The sequence below is a fragment of the Geotalea sp. SG265 genome (assembly GCF_022808985.1).
In the GTDB taxonomy this organism is placed as follows: domain Bacteria; phylum Desulfobacterota; class Desulfuromonadia; order Geobacterales; family Geobacteraceae; genus Geotalea.
The window spans coordinates 1-20416 of the sequence record NZ_JAKZFT010000021.1 but is presented as its reverse complement, the minus strand read 5'-3'; the positions used below and the strand labels follow the sequence as shown (position 1 = coordinate 20416).

The 20416-nt window shown below is 59.7% G+C and carries 20 protein-coding genes; 12 read left to right on the top strand and 8 right to left on the bottom strand.

The window, feature by feature from the left end:
• The first annotated feature begins 62 nt into the window (after nt 1-62).
• The 4 genes from ML541_RS17480 to ML541_RS17470 are packed head-to-tail and all read left to right on the top strand — an operon-like array spanning nt 63 to nt 3349.
• Entirely contained in the window at nt 63-572 is a 510-nt protein-coding gene (locus ML541_RS17480) for a GNAT family N-acetyltransferase (RefSeq protein WP_243374909.1), read from the top strand.
• Complete coding sequence (locus ML541_RS17475; RefSeq protein WP_243374908.1) at nt 569-1699, top strand: M20/M25/M40 family metallo-hydrolase; 1131 nt, start codon at nt 569-571, stop codon at nt 1697-1699. The genes ML541_RS17480 and ML541_RS17475 overlap by 4 nt, the downstream gene beginning before the upstream one ends.
• A gap of 33 nt (nt 1700-1732) precedes the next feature.
• Nucleotides 1733-1984 carry a GSU3128 family (seleno)protein gene (locus ML541_RS18930; protein ID WP_279342563.1) on the top strand — a complete coding sequence of 84 codons (252 nt, stop codon included), beginning with the start codon at nt 1733-1735 and terminating at the stop codon, nt 1982-1984.
• Nucleotides 1985-3349: an MATE family efflux transporter gene (locus tag ML541_RS17470; protein WP_243374906.1), complete on the top strand. Its 1365-nt coding sequence runs from the start codon at nt 1985-1987 to the stop codon at nt 3347-3349.
• Between the two features lie 100 nt (nt 3350-3449).
• Here ML541_RS17470 and ML541_RS17465 read toward each other — a convergent pair whose 3' ends face one another.
• The 5 genes from ML541_RS17465 to ML541_RS17445 form a co-directional block, all read right to left on the bottom strand.
• A complete protein-coding gene (locus tag ML541_RS17465; protein ID WP_243374904.1) occupies nt 3450-3881 on the bottom strand; it encodes a hypothetical protein in 432 nt (143 codons plus the stop codon).
• A gap of 26 nt (nt 3882-3907) precedes the next feature.
• Complete coding sequence (locus ML541_RS17460; RefSeq protein WP_243374902.1) at nt 3908-4117, bottom strand: GSU3473 family protein; 210 nt, start codon at nt 4115-4117, stop codon at nt 3908-3910.
• A gap of 224 nt (nt 4118-4341) precedes the next feature.
• Nucleotides 4342-5811 (bottom strand): DUF3443 family protein, encoded by a 1470-nt coding sequence (locus tag ML541_RS17455; RefSeq protein ID WP_243374900.1) that lies wholly within the window; start codon nt 5809-5811, stop codon nt 4342-4344.
• A complete protein-coding gene (locus tag ML541_RS17450) occupies nt 5798-6265 on the bottom strand; it encodes a DUF2844 domain-containing protein (RefSeq protein ID WP_243374898.1) in 468 nt (155 codons plus the stop codon). Before ML541_RS17450 ends, ML541_RS17455 begins: the two co-directional genes overlap by 14 nt.
• A gap of 41 nt (nt 6266-6306) precedes the next feature.
• Nucleotides 6307-6648 (bottom strand): YtxH domain-containing protein, encoded by a 342-nt coding sequence (locus ML541_RS17445; protein WP_243374896.1) that lies wholly within the window; start codon nt 6646-6648, stop codon nt 6307-6309.
• A gap of 141 nt (nt 6649-6789) precedes the next feature.
• On the opposite strand from ML541_RS17445, the gene ML541_RS17440 reads away from it, so the two are divergent.
• The 5 genes from ML541_RS17440 to nrfD all read left to right on the top strand — a co-directional run bounded on the left by ML541_RS17440 (nt 6790) and on the right by nrfD (nt 14670).
• On the top strand, nt 6790-8433 hold the full coding sequence (locus tag ML541_RS17440) for an aspartate:alanine exchanger family transporter (RefSeq protein ID WP_243374895.1): 1644 nt from the start codon (nt 6790-6792) through the stop codon (nt 8431-8433).
• 31 nt (nt 8434-8464) lie between these two features.
• Nucleotides 8465-9484, top strand: a complete 1020-nt coding sequence (locus ML541_RS17435; protein ID WP_243374893.1) for an SDR family NAD(P)-dependent oxidoreductase — start codon at nt 8465-8467, stop codon at nt 9482-9484.
• A 107-nt stretch (nt 9485-9591) separates the two neighbouring features.
• Nucleotides 9592-12861, top strand: a complete 3270-nt coding sequence (gene fdh, locus ML541_RS17430) for a formate dehydrogenase (RefSeq protein ID WP_243374892.1) — start codon at nt 9592-9594, stop codon at nt 12859-12861.
• A 1-nt stretch (nt 12862) separates the two neighbouring features.
• Nucleotides 12863-13654, top strand: a complete 792-nt coding sequence (locus tag ML541_RS17425) for a 4Fe-4S dicluster domain-containing protein (RefSeq protein ID WP_243374890.1) — start codon at nt 12863-12865, stop codon at nt 13652-13654.
• Complete coding sequence (gene nrfD / locus ML541_RS17420; RefSeq protein WP_243374889.1) at nt 13651-14670, top strand: NrfD/PsrC family molybdoenzyme membrane anchor subunit; 1020 nt, start codon at nt 13651-13653, stop codon at nt 14668-14670. Before ML541_RS17425 ends, nrfD begins: the two co-directional genes overlap by 4 nt.
• 83 nt (nt 14671-14753) lie before the next feature.
• On the opposite strand, the gene ML541_RS17415 is transcribed toward nrfD, so the two are convergent.
• Nucleotides 14754-15725, bottom strand: a complete 972-nt coding sequence (locus ML541_RS17415; RefSeq protein WP_243374888.1) for an ATP-dependent 6-phosphofructokinase — start codon at nt 15723-15725, stop codon at nt 14754-14756.
• A 138-nt stretch (nt 15726-15863) separates the two neighbouring features.
• Here ML541_RS17415 and ML541_RS17410 point away from each other — a divergent pair, with 138 nt between their 5' ends.
• Nucleotides 15864-16994 carry an alpha/beta hydrolase gene (locus tag ML541_RS17410; RefSeq protein WP_243374887.1) on the top strand — a complete coding sequence of 377 codons (1131 nt, stop codon included), beginning with the start codon at nt 15864-15866 and terminating at the stop codon, nt 16992-16994.
• A gap of 240 nt (nt 16995-17234) precedes the next feature.
• Nucleotides 17235-18329, top strand: coding sequence for a TIGR03118 family protein (locus tag ML541_RS17405; RefSeq protein WP_243374886.1), 1095 nt, complete (start codon nt 17235-17237; stop codon nt 18327-18329).
• 147 nt (nt 18330-18476) lie between these two features.
• On the opposite strand, the gene ML541_RS17400 is transcribed toward ML541_RS17405, so the two are convergent.
• Together ML541_RS17400 and ML541_RS17395 are read right to left on the bottom strand one after the other, a co-directional pair.
• Nucleotides 18477-18995: a DUF2059 domain-containing protein gene (locus ML541_RS17400; protein WP_243374885.1), complete on the bottom strand. Its 519-nt coding sequence runs from the start codon at nt 18993-18995 to the stop codon at nt 18477-18479.
• Between the two features lie 47 nt (nt 18996-19042).
• Nucleotides 19043-19972, bottom strand: coding sequence for a zinc ribbon domain-containing protein (locus tag ML541_RS17395; protein WP_243374884.1), 930 nt, complete (start codon nt 19970-19972; stop codon nt 19043-19045).
• A gap of 105 nt (nt 19973-20077) precedes the next feature.
• On the opposite strand from ML541_RS17395, the gene ML541_RS17390 reads away from it, so the two are divergent.
• Nucleotides 20078-20227: a hypothetical protein gene (locus ML541_RS17390; RefSeq protein ID WP_243374883.1), complete on the top strand. Its 150-nt coding sequence runs from the start codon at nt 20078-20080 to the stop codon at nt 20225-20227.
• Nucleotides 20228-20416 lie beyond the last annotated feature (189 nt).

Here is a 20416-nt window from a genome sequence, read left to right as displayed (position 1 = left end):
CCTTTATACAACAGCTTGAAATTTGCCGCTTTATGGAGTACTGCTAATTTTGCGAGGTAGCTATGGCAGAGACATCGGCAGCGGAGGAGCCGCTCCGCATCCGCGACATGAACATCGATGATTTCCCGGAGGTATTCCACATCGGCGAAGAGGTCTTCACCGCCGAGTATTCCCAGAGCCTCTACCGCACCTGGGACGAGTACGAGATCACCACCCTCTTCAATTCCGACTCTGAGCTCTGCCTGGTGGCGGAGGCGGGGGGGCGCATCTGCGGGTTTGCCCTGGGAACGACGGTGAAAAAGCACCACTCCCCCTGGAAATACGGCTATCTGGTCTGGCTCGGGGTAAGCAGGAATATCCAGAAGGGACGGGTCGGCACCAGCCTTTTTGCCGAAATGAAACGGCGCATGAAGGACCAGGGGGTGCGGATGATCCTCATCGACACCTCGGCAGATAACCTGCCGGCAATCCGCTTCTTCGAGAAGCACGGCTTTGCCGACATCCAGGAACACGTCTACATGTCCCTCAACCTGACTCGCAAGCAGAAAAGGAAGCCGGGGAAAAAGGCATGACCGACCGCGTCCAGCGAGTATGGCAGGCCATCGATCCGGCACGCCTGCGCCGGACCCTCGTGGAGATGGTGGATATCTACTCCCCTTCGGGCAAGGAGGAAGACATCCAGCTCTATCTGGAGGGGCTCCTGACGACAGCAGGTTTTGCTGTCAGGCGCCAGGAGGTGGACGAGGAACGTTACAACCTCTGCGTCACCATGGGCAGAGGCGAACCCCTCCTCTACCTGGTAGCCCACGTGGACACCGTGCCCGCCTGGGACCTGGAGGCATTCGGCGCCCAGGAAGAAGGAGCGGTGATCCATGGCCTGGGGAGCGCCGACATGAAGGGAGGGTGCGCCGCCATGGTCGAGGCGTGGCTCGCACTGGCCGCGGCGCTTGAGCCGGAGGAGCGCCCGCCGGTCGGGCTGCTCCTGGCGGTGGGCGAGGAGGAAAACGGGGACGGCAGTGCCGCCTTCCTGGAACAATGCCGCCCCCCCTGGGCGGTGATCGGCGAGCCGACGGGCCTTACCGCCTGTTTCGCCCACTACGGCTATATGGAGGCAGGTTTTGTTACCCGCGGCGTGCGCAGCCATTCGTCACTGCCGGAGCTGGGACACAACGCCGTGGAGTCCATGCTCCGCGTCCTCATGCACCTGGGGCGTGACCCTCTCTTCGACCGCGCCAAGTCTGACATCGTCTACTCCATCCGCGAAATGAGCTCATCCCGCGCCGGATTTGTCGTCCCGGATCGTTGCGAGACATGGATCGACCTGCATCTGCCCCCCTCCCAGAACCCGGCACCGATCCAGGAGGCGATCCGTCGTATCGCCGCAGGAGCGGAGCTTGCCATTCAGGGGCTGGATCTGGATGTGACCTTCGATTTCGCCTCTCCTGGCTACGCCTTGGACCGGAACAATCATCTGGTGCACACCCTGGAACGGATCTATCCGCAGCTGGGTCGAGCATTGCGTCTCGATGCCTTCCGTTCCCATTCCGACGGAAACCTTTTCTTTGCCGCCGGCACGAAGCCGCTCATTCTTGGTCCCGGCGACCTGGAGACCGCCCACACCTCCGACGAGCAGGTACTTTTCGATGATGTCGCTGCCGCTGCCAAAATCTATGCCGCCCTTTGCCTTAGCGCCGGCTGATTGCCACCGCAATCAGGCGAAAGGAGACGCACAATGAACATTAAAAAGAAGATTCTGGATTTCGAATTCGAAGAAGTGCTCGACGTTAAGACCCGGGAGCTGATCCGCATCGGCTGCGCCGCAGCCGTGGGCTGCCCCACCTGACTGAGGAAACACTTCGCCGTGGCGAAGGAAGCTGGAGCAACACAGGCTGAACTGAAAGAAGCCATTGCCTACGGCATCATCGCCCCCTCGGGACGGGCGAAGAATTTCGTCATGGCCATGGCGGAGGAACTGGAGCTGTAATTGTCGCTGAACCTTGCCGTATTTACCGAGCTGCTCAGGAGGAGACCCGCCAAGCGGATCTCCATCCGCCGCAACGTCATCAATCTTTCCCTGCCGGTGCTTCTTTCTTCCCTCTTCCAGCGGCTAGTCTCCATCGTGGATATCTTCATCGTCGGCGGACTGGGAGCGGCCGCCATTGCCGCAACAGGTCTCGGCCAGTTGTTGATCTTCGTCGTCATGACCGTCTTCTGGGGACTTGCCACCGGCACGACCGTCGTTATCGCACATTTGTGGGGGGGAGGGCGCCATGGGGAAGCGAGGCGTGCCGCTTTTGCCGCCTGCCTCGCCTGTGCCGGCATGGCAGTCGTCGCCTCGTTCCTCGGCTGGTTCTTCGGTGAGGAGCTGGCGCGCTTCCTCGGGGCACGGGCGGACGTGCTCGCCTTTGCTGCCGGCTATATCAAGCTGGTCTTTCTCTATTTCGCCTTCACCGCCGGGCTCAATATCCTCTCCGCCATCATGCACGGCACCGGCAATACCCGGACCCCCATGGAGGGGATCATCCTAGTCAACATCCTCCATGTGCTCATCGCCTATCCGCTGGTTTACGGCAAGCTGGGACTGCCCCAGCTGGGGGTCACCGGCGCCGCCTATGCCATCAACATTTCCGAGCTCTGCGGTTTTCTCTACCTGCTGATCCAGGCCCTGCGCAAGGACTACATCAAGATCGGCAAACCGGACCTTCCCCTCTTCCGCAAGGTCTGGCAGGTTGGCTATCCGGTGGCCCTGGAGCGGGTCGCCCAGCAGTCGGGGCAGCTCTTCTATTCCAAGTTCATCATAAGCTACGGTACCGCCGCCTATGCCGCCCATCAGATCGGTCTCTCCATCGAGTCCCTCTCCTTCATGCCCGGGGCGGGGATGGGTATTGCCGCCTCAACCCTCATGGGGCAGGCGCTGGGAGCACGCAAGATCAGCCGGGCACGCATCAGCCATAACGAAGCCCTGCGACTGGCGATTCTCGTCATGGCTTTCATGGCGGTGCTCTTCTTCTTCGTTCCCCACCTGCTCATCGGTCTCTTCACCCATGATCCGCAGGTAGTCGAAAAGGGGTGCGTCTTTCTCCGCCTGGTGGCCTTCGCCCAGATCCCCCTGGCGATTTCCTTCGTCTATGCCGGCAGCCTGCGCGGCACCGGCGACACCCACTACGTATTCCTCGTCACCCTCGCCGCCATGTGGGGAATCAGGGTTCTTTTCTCCTATCTCGCCGCAGTTCCTCTCCACCTTTCCCTCTATATGGTCTGGGGGGTCTTTCTCCTGGACTGGCTCTTCCGCGCCGTAGCTTTCGCCTGGCGATACAAGCAGCGCGACCTGCATCAGATCATAGTATAACCTGAAGTAATCAGAGGTTAGGAGCTCTACTTTGCCTTATAGCCGATCCGCACCGCCCCCCAGTGGCGGTTGCCGATGACGATGGGGGTGGACATGTCATTCATGATCTCGCCGGTGTCCCGTATGTATGTCTGCAGGAGGAAAGGCTCCGTGTTCTGCGCTCCCCGCACGCCGGTCCGGTCGTCGAATATCCGCTTGGTCCGGTTGGCCCTTTGTCGATGTCGGGATCGCCGGTAAGCGGCTTGGTGTAGCGCAGGTTGTGGGATGGGCAATAGCCGTGATCCACGCAGATGGCAAAATATATATCATCATTTTCCGCCACAATCCGTTCCTGGATGGGTGAGATGGCCTGATCAAAGAATCGGTCGAAGCGGGTAGTGAATTTCTGGGGGATGCTGTTCGGGATCGGCCTATAGGCGCGGTCGAAGAGATCGGCAAGGGAAAGGGAATTCTTCGTCAACGCCTCTTCCAGTGCCGCCGTCGGATTCCAGCGGGAAGGCTTGTGGATTGGCGTATTTGCAGGAGCAGACATTTGAAAGCAAGGTGACCCCTTGGCGGTCAGCCGAAGTAGTCTTCCATCAGGTCGTTGACCCGCTTCCCGGGCCCGTCGAAGGGAAGCCGCCCCTTGCGGATCGGGTCACGATCGAGTCGTACCCAGCCATCAGACCGACAGAAGGCAAAGATCTGTCCGTTTTTGATCAGATGGCCCAAAACTGAGGAATTGACGATATCGACGCTGCCGTCGCGGTATATGACATTGATCAGCATGTAGATCCCCAGGTCAAATTAGATTGATCTAACACGATAAGTATACTAAACCGACGCCACAATATCTGCCGCACCCGAAAAAAATATCGCATGGCCACAAGATATGTTCCGGAAATCCGCCCTGGAAATCTTGAGATGCCCCTGCCGACTTACCGCTGAGGGATAATCGCCGCACCGGGCGGGCTAGGACCCGGTACGGCTACAGGAGAGTGCAAATTTAATTTTCAATAGGCCCAGAAAGGGCCGGTTCCCAGGTTCGTAGCCTTCCCTTCAATGCCGATGAAGACATTCCTCCCCAAAAAGAAGGGAAATCCCCAGTCGAAGATATTTCCATGGGCCGGGCCGCCGATATTGTCAAAGACCCTGCTTCCCGTGGCGGTAAGCCTGCTGAAGTTGCCGATGCGGAATGGAATCTCGGCGAGGGGATTACCGAAAGCCGCAATGGTGGTGGCGGAAAGTGATACCTCCTCGGGGGGGCAGTACCAGACGGCGAAAGGAGCAGGACAGACTGGAAGCGCCGGCTGGGACGCCTGGGAAAAGAAAAGACCGTTGGAGCCGCTGTCGATGAAGCTGCCGTTGGACACCCCATTGAAAACGGTGGTGATCTCTCCAAACTGGTTCACGGGAAAGGTTTCCACCGCCGTAGAAGTGTTGTTGGGCCGGGTGCCGATGCCGAAAATGAGACTGCCGTCAAGGGACGGAGCGCCCCCTGTCGGGACGGAAGGAAAGTGGACCAGTATGCCGTTGTTGTCCTGGGGAAGGGAGGCGACGGGATTCTTCACCTGGTTGGCAACGGCTACCGAGGTTCCGGTGCAGGCAGCACCGCTGCAGGAAAAATACATGCCGTTGGCGACGCTGCCGGCGCACCTGCTGCCGCAGTCCTGGGGAAACAGTCCGACCCCCAGGATGCCGTTGAATCCTGCCTTGGCCGGATCGGGATCGGCATCAAGACAGGCAGCGGGGCGGGTGCCGAAGGTGGTGTCGAACACGTGGATCGGTATTTCTATGGCCGGCTCGTTGCCCAGGATGACCCTGGCCATGCGGATCGGCCCCCACTCGGAAGATCCGTCGGCAAACTGGATGCATTCGGCCAATTCCCCTGCTCCACCCGGCGCGGGGGGAAGGTCGAGCCCCAGGGGCTGCTTAAAAAGACGCAGGCCGAAGCTTCCCGTGTCCAGCAGGATATCATTGATCGTATTGCAGGTGGTGGTACCGGGAATACAGACGGTAACGCTGACGCACGGCTTATTGGGATAGGAATTGGCTGAACAGAGAGCACCATTGACCGTAACCGCCATGACATTGGGATCGGTGGCGCCATCGGCAGCGGTAGTACCATCGCCTGCGTTTACCGCAATGGTGGTGGTGCCGGTGATACCTGCGGCTGACGCCGTAATTGCCGCTGTACCGGCAGCAACTGCAGTTGCGAGCCCCTTCTTGTCAATGGTTGCCACAGCCCCATTTGCCGACATCCAAGTGGCTGAGGCCGAAATATCCTGGGTCGTGCCGTCGGAGTAGCTGCCGGTGGCGGTAAACTGCTGGGTTTTACCGATGGCGAGGGTTGGAGCCGCCGGGGTAACGGCAATGGAGCGGAGAGCCTTTGGCGCCAATGCTGCCTCTGACGCACCGTCACCCCCGCACCCGGTAATGACCAGCATCAACACGCAGAACAGAAGAAAATTAGCGGATTTCATCGATGGTCACCCCCGCCGGCAAGAGATCAGGTGCATAGGCTCGTCCCTGCAGGTTCCGCATGTGACCCCATTTTTCCACAACCACCCTGGGCGCGGTTACCTGCAGGCTTCGCTGTCCCGGCTTCCGGGGCGTTTTTTTCAGCGCCTGTTCGTACTCCGCCGCATAGGAACCTAGGAGATGGGTAAGGTCCGGATTGACCAGACCATTCCAGGCAAGGGCGAAAACAATCCCCTCCGGGGATACGTATTCCCGTACTGCAGTTGCTTCTGATTCTATTTCCTGGACCTCGTAGCCATTGCCTGCCGATTTGGCGATCCGCTCCCCCCCCAGGGCATTCTTATCTGTGGCAATGGAGGCGGCCGGCTCGCCCAAAACGGCTGCTGCCGGTTGGACGGCAATCGTTTGCGCCGCCAGGAAGACAAGTGCTCCTATAAAAAACAGGTGACTGGGCATAATGGTCGTCCTCCGGGTAGGGTATGCGGACATGCCGCGAATCAGCCGATCAGGCGCGCCACTCTCTGCCGTTGCTTCTCCAACTTGACCTGCCCCCTTTCGATGGCCGCCAGGAGCTCCTTTTTCGACTCGGGAGCAAGTTCGGTCCCACTGCTTAAGATGCTGGAGGCCTTTTCGCCGACGGTGTCGGCCAGTTCGGAAATGTTGTCCGCAAACTCATGGACCACCTTGTCTGTTTTGCTGCCGACGGTTCGCGCCACACGGGCAATATCCTTGCGGGTCTCCTTTCCTGCCTTCGGAGCAAGCAACAAGGCCAGGCCCGCGCCAACAATACCGCCACCGACAAGCATCAAAGCATCCGCCATGGTGTCTTTCTGTGCCATAATCGTTCCTCCTTTTATTTATAAATTTTAATTTAAACTATAGCATAAAAATGACCGCCGCAAACGACAGAGGTGAAATCGCGGCTGGATATCCGGAAAAATTAGTTATAATTTTTTAAGCAAAAAAGAAAGGCATCCACTATGACCAAGATCCTCATGGAAAATCCCCTGCTGCTCCTCTTTCTCGTAGCAGGGATCGGCTATCCCCTGGGCAGGATCCGCATTCGCGGCAGCAGCTTCGGGGTTGCAGCGGTGCTCTTCGTCGGCCTGGCCTTCGGCGCCCTCGATCCGGCCATGAAATTGCCGGAAGTGATCTACATGCTGGGCTTAAGCCTCTTCATCTACACCATCGGCCTGAGCGGCGGACCTGCGTTTCTGGCCTCATTCAAGCGCCAGGGGCTGCGCTACAACCTGCTGGTGGTCGGTATCCTGACGGTTTGCGCTGCCGTTGTGGCGGGGGTGGGGAAATTCCTCCATCTGAAATCGACCATCGCCGCCGGTTTGTTCGCCGGGAGCCTCACGAGCACACCTGCCTTGGCGGCCATTCTCGACACCCTCAAGCATAACTATTCCGGCAGTGGACTGGAAGACCTCCTGGCCGAGCCAGTGGTCGGTTATTCCCTCTGTTATCCCATGGGGGTCATCGGTACCGTTCTGGCAATCAGTCTGGCCCAGCGCCTGTGGCGGATCAATTTCAGCAGCGAGGCAAAACAGCTCCGCGATCTGGGAGCTCCCACCGAACCTTTGAAGAACTTCACCATCCAGGTCACCCGGGCACCGATCTGCTGCACCAAGCCCCTTGAGGATATCCGCCGCGAACAGGGCTGGGACGTGATCTTTGGACGGATCAAGCGGGCCGGGCAGTTTCAGCTGGCAACCATGGAAGACAAACTGTTGGTCGGGGATCTGATCACGGTGGTGGGGTCGGCCGGGGAAATCGAACGGGCCGCCGCCTACCTTGGGGAGCGGAGCAAGGAAGAGATTGATCTGGATCGCAGTGAATTCGACTTCCGGCGCATCTTCGTCTCAAGTCCACAAGTCGCGGGGCGGCGCATCAGGGACCTCAACCTGCGCAAACGGTTTGGCGCAGTCATCACCAGGGTCCGGCGGGGAGATGACGAATTTCTGCCCAACGGCGACCTGGTCCTTGAACTGGGGGACCGGGTGCGGGTGGTCACCCACCACGACAATATGAAAGCGGTAACGCGCTATTTCGGGGATTCCTATCGGGCGGTGAGCGAGGTCGATATTCTGACCTTCAGCAGCGGCTTGGCCCTGGGGCTGCTGCTCGGTATCGTACCCATCCCCCTCCCTGGCGGTATCACCTTCAAGTTCGGTTTTGCCGGCGGACCCCTGGTGGTGGCCCTGATACTGGGGACGATCGGTTACAGCGGCAAAATGGTCTGGAATCTTCCCTACAGCGCCAACATGACCCTGCGTCAGATCGGTATGGTTTTGTTCCTTGCCGGGGTCGGGACCCGCGCCGGCTACAGCTTTCTCTCCACTTTCATCAAAGGGGGAGGCCTGCTCATTTTCGGAACCGGTATTGTCATCACATTCACCGCATCGCTCCTGGCGCTCTGGATCGGCTACCGTCTGCTGAAGATCCCCATGACCCTTCTGATCGGCATCATCGCCGGCCTGCAGACCCAGACGGCAGTGCTGGGTTATGCCCTGGACCAGACCCGCAACGACCTGCCGAACATCGGCTTTGCCTCGGTCTATCCGGCGGCGACAATTTACAAGATTATTTGCGTACAGGTGCTGCTGGCCGTCCTGGCATGAACGGTGGAACTCTTCTTAAAAAGGAGGCACCATGGCAAACAAGGGAATGACTGTCGTCGCGGCAGGCGCCGCCATCATGGCAATGGCCGCCGTGGCCGTAATCCGCAGCCGGAGGTTTGATTTCCGCGGCACCTCGGTGTTCATCACCGGAGGTTCAAGGGGGCTGGGGCTTGAGCTGGCGCGGCAGTTGGCGGTTCAAGGGGCACGCCTCAGCCTCATCGCCCGAGGCAAGGCGGAGCTGGAGCGGGCACGACGGGAGCTGATGGCAAGCGGCGCCGATGTCCTCGTCTTTCCCTGCGATCTGCGCAACGAGGAAGAGATCGAGCGGGCCGTCACGGCGGTGCAGGGAGTGCGGGGAGGGATCGACGTTTTGATCAATAATGCCGGCATAATCCAGGTGGGACCGGAGGAGAACCAGCAGCTGGAGGATTATCGGGAGGCCATGGCCATTCATGCCTGGGCGCCCCTGCTGCTCATGCGCAAGGTGGTGCCGATCATGAAACGCCAGGGAAGGGGGCGTATCGTCAACATCTCCTCCATCGGCGGCCTTGTGGCCGTGCCCCATCTGCTTCCCTACTGCATGAGCAAATTCGCCCTCACCGGCCTTTCGGACGGGATGCGGAGCGAGCTGGCCAAAGACAACATTCTCGTCACCACCGTCGCCCCCGGCCTGATGCGCACCGGCTCCCATGTCAGGGCTTTTTTCAAGGGAAAACACACCAGTGAATTCGCCTGGTTCTCCATCTCCGGCGCCAACCCGTTCCTCTCGACGACGCCGGAACGGACCGCCCGGCGCATCATCGGCGCCTGCCGCTACGGAAAGCCCCGGCTGATCGTCACCCTGCCCGCCATGTTGCTCCATGGGCTGAATGCCAATTTTCCCGATCTCACCGCCACGGCATTCAGTTTTGCCAACCGCCTGCTCCCCGCCCCCACCCATCCCGGCGGTGATCGCCTCAAGCCGGGTTGGCAGTGCCGCTCCAACATTGCGCCATCATTGCTCACCCGCCTGGCCGACCGGGCCGTACCCCGCAACAACGAGGCCCCTTAGACCGGGAAATTCCCGAGGCCTCTGGGCAACTGCTGTGTTTGCTGTTATATTAGCTACATTTAATTCTCAACATTTCTGCCTGTTCCAGGCGAGAGGAAGGAACCTCTATGGCAGACAAACGATTGGCGGAGCGGATACCCCTTTTGCGCCAGTTCACGAACCTGGATGCATTGGGATTGGGAGAAAGCGCCTGGTCACGCCACACGGAGAACCTCAGCGCTCGGACGGCCGGTGCTGACAGGGTCGTCGGCTCCATTTGCCCTTACTGCGGCGTGGGTTGCGGCCAGGAAGTCTTCGTCAAGGACGGCAAGATCCTGGATATCGAAGGGGACTATGCCTCCCCCATCTCTAGGGGGTGTCTCTGCCCTAAAGGGGCGGCGACCACGCAGCTGGTAACCGGCACGCATCGCCTGCAGAAGGTCCTTTATCGTCCCCCTTACGGTAAGGAGTGGGAGGAGATTCCCCTGGAGCGGGCCATGGACCTGGTGGCGGCGCGGGTAAAGAAGACCCGCGACGAAACCTGGGAAGAGGAGCACCAGAAGGGCCACCCCCTGCGGCGCACCCTTGGCATTGCCCATCTGGGGGGAGCCACCCTGGATAACGAGGAAAACTACCTGCTGAAAAAGCTCTACACCTCCATGGGCATGGTCCAGGTGGAAAACCAGGCGCGCATCTGACACTCCTCCACGGTCCCCGGTCTGGGGATCTCCTTCGGTAGGGGGGGCGCTACAACTTTTCAGCAGGACCTGCAGTTCTCCGACTGCATAGTCATCGAGGGTTCGAACATGGCCGAATGCCACCCGGTCGGCTTCCAGTGGGTCATGGAGGCGAAACGGCGCGGCGCGACCATCATTCACGTTGATCCGCGCTTCACTCGCACCAGTGCCGTGGCCGACATCCATGTCCCCATCCGCGCCGGGAGCGACATCGCCTTTCTCGGCGCCATTGTCAACCATATCATCCAGAACGACCGCTGGTTCAGGGAGTACGTGGTCAACTACACCAATGCTGCCGCCATCGTCTCCGATGATTTCCTGGATACGGAGGATCTGGACGGTCTCTTCAGCGGCTGGGACGAGGAAAGCGGCCAGTACGACCCCGCCTCCTGGCAGTACAAGGGGGTTGAGGTCACGCCAGCGGCGGGGCACCGGGAGATGTTCTCCGGCGAGCCCCGCTCCGAGCGAGGGGCAATGATTTCCGCCGAGGAGTACGACGAGACCCTGACCAATCCCAAGTGCGTCTTCCAGATAGTCAAGCGCCACTTTTCACGCTATACACCGGAAGTGGTTGAAGAGGCATGCGGCATCCCGCGTGAACTTTTTTCCAAGGTAGCGGAGGCCCTCTGCGCCAACTCCGGCCGGGAGCGGACCAGCGCCTTCTGCTATGCGGTCGGCTGGACCCAGCACACCGTGGGGGTGCAGTATATCCGTACCGCGGCCATCATCCAGCTGCTCCTGGGCAACATCGGCCGTCCCGGCGGGGGAATCATGGCCCTGCGCGGCCACGCCTCCATCCAGGGCTCGACGGACATCCCCACCCTCTACAACATGCTCCCCGGCTACCTCCCCATGCCCAAGGCCTCCTACGATACTGACCTGAAGAAGTACATCGAGTACAACGAATCGGCCAGCGGCTGGTGGAGCGAATTCCCCAAGTACATCGTCTCGCTCCTCAAGGCCTGGTATGGGGATGCCGCCACTGCGGACAACGACTGGGGCTACCACTACCTCCCTCACATCAGCGGCGACCACTCCCACATGGTGACGGTCTCCGCCATGGCCGACGGCGTCGTTAAGGGCTATTTCGTCATTGGGGAAAACCCGGCGGTCGGCTCCATGAATACGGCACTGCAGCGCAAGGGGATGCGGCAGCTGGAGTGGCTGGTGGTGCGGGATTTCGCGCCCACTGAAACCGCAGAGTTCTGGCGGACTGCACCGGAGGTGAAAAGGGGGGACGTGAAGCCGGAGGAGATCGGCACCGAAGTCTTCTTCTTCCCCTGCGCCGCCCACACCGAAAAGGACGGCTCCTTTACCAACACCCAAAGGCTCCTCCAGTGGCACCACAAGGCGGTTGAGCCCCCCGGGGACTGTCGCAGCGACCTCCACTTCACCTTTCATCTGGGGAGAAAGCTCAAGGCGCTTTACCAAGATTCCAAAGCGGCCAAGGACCGGCCTATTCTTGACCTGGCGTGGCAATACCGGACCATTGGACCACACGAGGAGCCCGATGCCGAGGAGGTGCTGGCGGAGATCAACGGCTATACCCTTCCCGACCGCAAGCCTCTTGCTGCTTATACGGAACTGGAGAAGGACGGCAGCACAGCCTGCGGCTGCTGGATCTATAGCGGCTGCAGGAAGGATGGCATCAATCAGACGGCGCGGCGCAAGCCGGAGAGCGAGCAGAGCTGGGTGGCGCCCGAATGGGGCTGGGCTTGGCCGGCTAACCGCCGTCTGCTCTACAACCGCGCCTCGGCCGATCCGGACGGCAAACCCTGGTCGGAGCGGAAGCGGTACATCTGGTGGGATGAAGGGGAGCGGAAGTGGACCGGCTTCGACACCCCCGACTTCATAGCCACCCGACCCCCCGATTATCGACCCGGCGAAGGGGCGAAAGGGATAGACACCCTTTCCGGCATCGATCCGTTCATCATGCAGGCGGAGGGAAAAGCCTGGCTCTATGACCCGAGCGGCCTCCTGGACGGCCCGCTTCCCACCCACTACGAGCCCCAGGAGTCGGTGCTGCAAAACCCCCTCTATGGCCAGCAGTGCAATCCGGCGCGCATGGAATGGGTCCGCCGGGACAACCCCTACCACAAGGCGTGGGGCGATCCCCGCTACCCTTTCATTGCCACCACCTACCGTCTCACCGAGCACCACACGGCGGGGGGGATGAGCCGCTGGCTGCCATGGCTGAACGAGTTGCAGCCGGAGATGTTCGTCGAGGTTTCACCGGAACTGGCCGGGCTGCGAGGATTGATCAACGGCGGCTGGGCCACCGTCAGCACCATTCGGGGGGAAATCGAGGCGCGGGTACTGGTCACCGAGCGGATGCGGCCGCTGGTCATGCAGGGCAGGATCATGCACCAGGTGGGGCTACCCTACCACTGGAGCTGGGTCGGCCGCTCCACTGGCGATGCCGCCAACGAGCTGACCGCCTTCATTGCCGACCCCAACGTCAGCATCGAGGAATCGAAGGCTTTTTCCGTGCAGATCGTTGCCGGGCGCCGGCCGGAAGAGAGACGGGCGGCAGCAGCCGGACCGCTGGCCGAGACGGAGCTCGGCGATGCGGGGCAGCGCGACCTGCCGCCGGTGCAGCACAAGCCGGTGGGGCGGCACGGCCTGCGGGCAGGCAAAACCGAACTCACCGAGGAGGCATGAGATGGCGGCTACCGGATTCTTCACCGACACCAGCGTCTGCATCGGCTGCAAAGCGTGCGAGGTGGCCTGCAAGCAGTGGAACCAGCTCCCGGCCGACGGCAATTTCTTCAGCGGGCGTTCATACGACAACACCCTGCACCTTGAATCGACCACCTGGCGCCATGTGGCCTTTGTCGAGCAGAACAGGAACCTCTCCGGGCAGACAACGGCCCAGCCCTTCTCCTGGCTCTTCCTCTCCGACGTCTGCAAACACTGCCGGCGGGCCGGCTGCCTGGAGGCCTGCCCCACCGGCGCCATCGTCCGCACCGAGTTCGAGAGCGTCTATGTGCAGCCCGATGTCTGTAACGGCTGTGGTTACTGCGTCGTCGCCTGCCCCTTCGGCGTCATAAACCGGCGCAATGACGACGGCCGGGCCTGGAAATGTACCCTCTGCTATGACCGCCAGCGGCAAGGGATGGAGCCGGCCTGCGCCAAAACCTGCCCCACCGATTCCATCTTTTTCGGTCCCGTGGATGAGTTGCGGAATCGCGCGGAGGCAAGACTTGCAGAGCTCCACCGCCAGGGGAGGCAGGAGGCCTGGCTTTACGGAATGACTGCCGAGGAACAGCCGGGCACCGAGGGGCTCCACGCCTTTTTTCTGCTCTTGCACGCCCCGGAGGCCTACAACCTCCCACCGAGCCCGGTGGTGCCAACAAAAACGATAGGCACGTCCTGGCTGGCCATGGGTCTGGCGGCAGCGGGCATGGTGGCGGTGACGGTAGCTGCGGTACGACACGGAGGGGAGCGCACATGAATCTGCCATGGAAACGGGAAACTGTCGGTAGGGAGCTGAATCCGCAATGGACTGTGCTTTCGGGCGAGGGGGCCGGACAGAAGCTCCGGCAGCCCGAGCTGCGCAAGGGGACCTGGCCCGTGCCCATCTGGCATCAGGTCCCTTCCGTCACGGCCGAACCGCACCCCGACTACTACCGGCTTCCCCTGCTGAAGGAGCCGGTCTGGATCTGGTCGGTCCCCGCCTATTTCTACCTTGGGGGGGTGGCGGGAGGAAGCGCGGTCCTTGCCGCGGTACTGCATGGCCTGAAATCCACGGAAGACCTGGCCGCCGCCTGCAAGATGCTCGCCTTTCTCGGCACGACCGTCGGCCCGGGGCTGCTGACCTGGGACTTGGGGCGAAAATTCCGTTTCATCAACATGCTGCGGGTCTTCCGGCCGACCTCCCCCATGAGCATCGGCTCCTGGTCCCTGGCCGCCACCGGCTTGCTGGCAAGCCTTTCGCTTTTGCAGGGGGAAAAGCCCTCCGGCCAGATCACCGGTTGGGGTCTGGCGGCGGGAGGCTTGGTACTGGCCGGCTACACGGGTGTCCTCTTGGGCAACACCGCCAATCCACTCTGGCACGAGACGCGGCGCGGGCTGCCGGTGCTTTTTGTCGCCTCGTCCCTGGCGAGCACCGCAGCAGTGCTGGAGATGCTGCCCTTGAACAATATGGAAGCCGGAGTAGTCAGACAGCTTGGGTTGATGGGGAAAGCGGCGGAACTTGCCGCCATCGCTGCCGTGGAAGGGGAGGCGGCGCGCAAGCCGCTGGTTGCACAGCCGCTGCAGAAAGGGAGATCCTCTGCCCTGTGGCGCGGGGCAAAGGCCTTGATCGTCGCCGGCATGGCAGTGAGCCTGATCCCAGGCAGGTGGCGCGGCAAGCATCTTCTCGGTGGGGGGCTTACCACGGTCGGCTCGATCATGTTACGCTATGCCCTGCTGGAAGCGGGAAAGGAATCGGCGCGGGAACCCCAGGCAGTCTTCGCGGTGCAGAAATAAAGGGAAGGGAATCCCAAGGAGTGGCTGCCGTGACTTCGGGAGGGAGTGGCAAAGCCGCGGCTGCCTTCTGGCGATGGGGAATCTTATGTGGCAAGGACCTTGGCCAGCTCCAGCAGGCGCAGGTCCAGGTCTTTCTTGTTGTTCACCACCACATCCAGGGGAGTGGCGGCAATCTCACCCTTGATGGTCCCCATCAGGACCCCCTTGTTGCCCTTCTCCATGGCTTCCGTGGCGGCGGCGCCAAGCTGGGTACCGAGGATGCGGTCGAAGGAACCTGGCGATCCTCCCCTCTGCACATGGCCAAGCTTGGTAACCCGCAGCTCGAAGCCGAGCCGCTCCCGGTGGATCTGGAAGTACTGGGCCATGCCGTCGGCATTGTTCTGCGCCCCTTCCGCGACGACGATGATGGCATGGGCCTTGCCGTTGTCGTAGGCCTTGCGCAGGTCGGCGGCCACCTTTTCCGGGTCGGTCTTCTGTTCGGGAATCATGATCGCCTCGGCGCCGCCGGCAATACCCGCCATCAGGGCCAGATAGCCGCACTTGCGACCCATGACCTCCAGGAGGAAAGCGCGGTGATGGGAAGAAGCGGTAACCTTGAGCCGGTCGATCGCTTCAAGAGCCACATCCATGGCCGTTTGAACGCCAATGGTGATATCGGAGCCGTAGAGATCGTTGTCGATGGTGGAGGCGACCCCCACCACCGGGAAACCCATGCGGGACAATTCGTAGGCGCCGGTCTGGGAGCCGTTGCCGCCAATGACGATCAGCCCGCCGATTCCCTGCTGCTCCATCTGGGCCAAGGCCTTGCGGCGGCCCTCTTCGGTTTCGAACTCGCGGCAGCGGGCACTGCCGAGCATAGTGCCCCCTTTTTGGATAATGCCCCCCACGTCCCGTGCGCCGAGTGGTGCTATTTCACCACTGATCAGGCCGGAATAGCCGTTATGAACGCCGAACATCTCCCATCCCTTATCGAGACCGGTCCTGACAATGGCACGGATGGCAGCATTCATGCCAGGGGCGTCGCCGCCGCTGGTGAGTACGGCAATACGTTTCATGGCTCCCTCCACACATGATGATTTTTCAATAATTTTATATCAGAATCGGGATAAGCATAGCCGCCGGGAAGTTTTTTCGCCCGATTGCCGGTCATGCCGGCAAGGAAAGCACATGAAACAGACCACCGGGAGTCCCCCATGAAAAGAACCCCTGCCTTGCCGGGCACCCTTCTCGCCATCATGGTCCTCGCCACCCTGCTCGCCGCCTGCAGCCCCGTCAGGGATTACGAGGCGGCAAAGCTCCTTGCCGACATTGCCGGCGGCAGTGCAAAAAAACCGGGTGCAGCGAGTTCCCAGCCGCAGCGGGTGCCGAAGACCTTTGTAGTGAAGGGGGTCCGCTACCAGGCCGATCTCTACCTTTCACCTGAAAAGCCGCTTGCGGCAATGCTCCTCTTGCCGGGAGCCGCGGAAACGGGAAAGGACGATCCCCGCCTGCAGGCCCTGGCCAGGAGCATGGCACGGGCGCGCTTTGCCGTTCTGGTCCCAGATCTGCAAGGATTCCGCTCCCTGCAGGTGGGCTCCCGGGACATCGGTGATGTGGCCCGCTGTTTCTACTGGTTATCTTCCCGACAAGATCTGGCGCCGGAGGGGCGTGCCGGGCTCTGTGCCATCAGTTACGCCTGCGGCCCGGCAGTGCTGGCGGCTCTTGATCCCCTCATCGTCGGCCGGACCCGCTTCATCCTGACCATCGGCGGCTACCACGACCTGGTCCGGGTCCTCACCTTCTTCACCACCGGCTATTTTCAGAAGGAGGATATGTGGCGCTACCGGGAGCCCAATCATTACGGCAAATGGGTCTTCGTCCTGAGCAACCTCAACCGATTGGGTTCGGCCATGGACAGGCAGCTCTTTGCCAGGATGGCGGCCCGGAAAATGAACGACGAGGGGGCCACCATCGGCGATCTTGCAGACGGCCTGACCGCCGAGGGGCGCAGTCTCTTTGCCTTTCTCCAGAACAGGGACCCGGACAGGGTACCGGCCCTGATCAGCCACCTCCCCCCTGCCATCCGTACCGAAATCGACCGGCTCAACATCGCCCGCTACGACCTGCACCGTCTGAAGGCGCACATGATCATCCTCCACGGCTACGACGACGACATCATTCCCTACACCGAGAGCAAAGCCCTTGCCCAGCAGATCCCCCCCGGCCAGGGGCATCTCTACCTGATTAACGGACTGATGCACGTCAACCTGAAACCGACCTTCATGGACGGCTATCGCCTTTGGCGGGCCCTTTCGCTCTTACTGCGGGAGAGGGAAAACGGCTGATTCATTTGACACGCCTAATATCTACGGTAAAGTACCTAATGTAACAACCTGCACTGCAATATCCAAAAATCCTTCTCAGGAGGGGGCAGAGCGATACGGTCCAACTATGGTGGCCGAGCTGCTGAAGGATATCTTCCTTTCGGTGAGCTCGGCTTTTTTGTTTTCAATCATAGTCATCCTACGGCAAAGGAGGTGACTGAACCCTCAACGAAAACCCCAACCCAAAAAGGAGGTACATTTATGGCATTGAAAAAATCACGGGCAGCTATGTACGTTGTGATGGCATTTTTCACAATGGGGGTGCTGTTAAACATTGCCACTGGCGCACGGGCTGAATTTTATAAGCAGACCAACCTGGTTTCCGACGTTGCCGGCCTTGCCAAGGAAACCGACAGCAACCTGGTCAATTCCTGGGGCATCGCACACTCTCCAACCGGCCCATGGTGGATCAATGACAACGGTACCGGGGTTGCAACCGTCTATAACGGCCAGGGGCAACCATTTCCCCTTAACTCTCCCTTCATCATAACGATTCCCCCACCGAAGGGTGCGGCTGGACCGGCGACTCCCACCGGGATAGTTTTCAATGGCACCAAGGATTTTGAAGTCGCCGAGGACAAACCTGCCACCTTTATCTTTGTCACCGAAGATGGCACCATCTCTGCCTGGAATCAGTCGGTCGATGCAAAGAATGCCATTCTCAAGGTGGATAACTCCGATTCGGCAGTTTACAAGGGCGCCGCTACCGCCTTGAATGAAGGCGAGCTCTTCCTCTATGCTGCCAACTTCAGGGGTGGCAGCATAGATGTCTTCGATACCAACTTTAAGCCGGTGACGCTGGCCAAGGATGCCTTTTCCGATGCCAAGATTCCAGACGGCTTTGCTCCTTTCAACGTCATGAACATCAGTGGCAGGCTGTTTGTCACCTATGCCAAGCAGGATTCTGCCAAGCATGACGATGTTGCCGGAGCGGGTAATGGCTTTGTCGATATCTTCGACCCAAACGGCACGCTGCTCCAGCGTCTTGAAACCGGCAAATGGTTGAACTCTCCCTGGGGCGTCGCCCTTGCCCCGGCGGAATTCGGGAAGTTCAGCAGCAGTCTGCTGATCGGGAACTTCGGTAGTGGCCAGATTGCTGCTTACAATCCTGAGACAGGAAAATTCATTGACCTTCTTGAGACAAACGATGGCAAGACACTGACAATCGATGGGCTGTGGGGGCTGGAATTCGGCAATGGCAAGAACGCTGGGCCGACGAATACGCTGTTTTTCGCAGCCGGCATAAACGATGAAAAAGACGGCCTCTTCGGCACCATCACCCCAACGGGCAAGTGACGCGAGATAACAACCGAAGTACGGAATGAAGAAGGGGACAAGCTCGCATTGGTAAAAGGAGCTTGTCCCCTTTAAAGTGCTCAGCGCCGCGCTTCTTAAGGAGTTTCAAAAAGAAGGAGCCTGTATTCCTTGGAAAACAGGCCGCAGCTACTTGTCCCCATAGCCCTCTTGCTTGAGCCGGGATTCAAGACGCGGGGCGAGTACCGGACTGATACGCTCCCCCCATGCCTGCCCTGCCTGCATGCATTCCTGCATGACCGCAGGCATTGCCGCTATGCTCTTCTTCCCAAGGGGAGTACTGTAAAAGGCGATCAGCCCCTTGATCTCCTCATGGGTAAAATGCCTGGCATAGATCGGCACGATCTCCATCATCAGCTTGGGCATTTCCTCCGCAAAGACCAGGCGGATCTCGTCCTTGACCGCCTCCACCGCCTTCGGCGGCACGTCCGGCTCCTGCTTGAGCAGCGAGTCAACCATCTGGTTGGAGACCGCCGCACCCATCTGCAGGCCAAGGGCCTCGGCACCGGTCATCTTCAGCAGCCTCTCGATGTCACTGCGAAATTGCGTCGGTATCTCTTGGGCGCAGGCATTTTGAACCAGCAGCAGCAACAAACAGGCAGCGATCAAACCGGACATCGTTCTCATGGTTCTCTTTGGTGTAGTCATTGGTTCTCCTTTGGCTAAAGACTGTAGATATGGCCAAGGGCTGCCTTTTATCCTGCCTCGTCTGGCAACTTGGTTGTGCATTTGCCCTGGTACAAGTTCATTGCCTCATGGCCGCATTCCCGGCAATACTTCCCATGGGCATGCATCTGCTTGTTGCAATTACTGCATGGTTTGAACTGCACGAAGCCACAGAAGGGACATGCCTGTGATCCGGCAGGCAAATGTTTCCCGCATTGCTGGCATTCACCTTTCGAAATCCTGCGCTCGATGAGTTTCTCGCGGGAGAAAAGTTTCTTCTGAAAGATGTAGATCAGGAAGAGAGCGGCAGCTACCGCAAGGGCAATAATGAGGTAGTGCCAGATGGCCACGAGCTTGAGGGACTCGAGGAGGTCGATAAGCTTTTTCAGCAGTTTTTTCGGAATGATGTCGTAGACCGTTTCAACGATCTTGCAGAGGATGGGGATGAAGGAAATTCCCAATAGATGGGAAGAGACAAGGGTTTGCAGGCCCCGGTTGTTCCTGATGCTGGCGTTGTTCCAGGCATAAAAGGCAATAAAAAGGGGCAGCAGGAAAATCATCTGCATTCCCAGCTTCTTTACCGGGTACCAGAAATTCAGCGTCCGCAAATCGGACAGCAATCTTTGCCGGTCCTGCTCCCGGAGGCTCTGGAGTTTTTCCCACAGAAGCTTTATTTTCCCATCACTGTCAATGGATCGTTCCAGGGATGCTACCCTGGACTTCAGCGTATCAAGGGCTGCGGTCTTCTTCTGAAAATCTTCCTTTGTTGCGGCAACCTTCGTTTGGCTGCCCTGCTTACTGGCAATGGTTTCCAACAGGGCAGTGTCGTACGATCCCTTCAGATTGTCGATTTCCCTCTGCAGTTCCCTGGCCTCACCGTCCGCTTTGTTCCGCTCTTCGAAGAGGGCGATCAGGGTCTTGTCGTTCTTGACCTGATCGACCAGGCCCATGTACGGCACGCAGATGGGATGCTGCTCGTTTTTCTTTTCTTCCTCCCGGTAATAGCTGGTGCTTGAAGAGATGATGATCTGCGAAAGGTTGTCGATCCTGTTGGTGGGGTTCCAGTGGCGGTTGATGACGATCTCCCGGCAGGTGCCAGGAATGTAGCTATCGGGAGAGGAAAGCTGCCTGGTATGGGCGTCGAGGCCATCGAAAATGGAAACCAGGATGAAAATGTCCAGGAAGATGATGATTACAAGGGCCGCTTTACCTAAAGGCTGATCATCCAGGCTGGTGAGGTGGGTCTTGATCGTGCCGAATCTGTCCCTAAATTTTGGGTAGTGTAAAGAGTTTTTCGCTTTTTTCTTAGCAGTGCCTGTTTCGGTTAGATTACCTCGGCCACTTCAAGTTTCTGGTTCAATTCCTGTTCTTTGAGAAGATCGATGTTGAGGTACCGCTTTGTT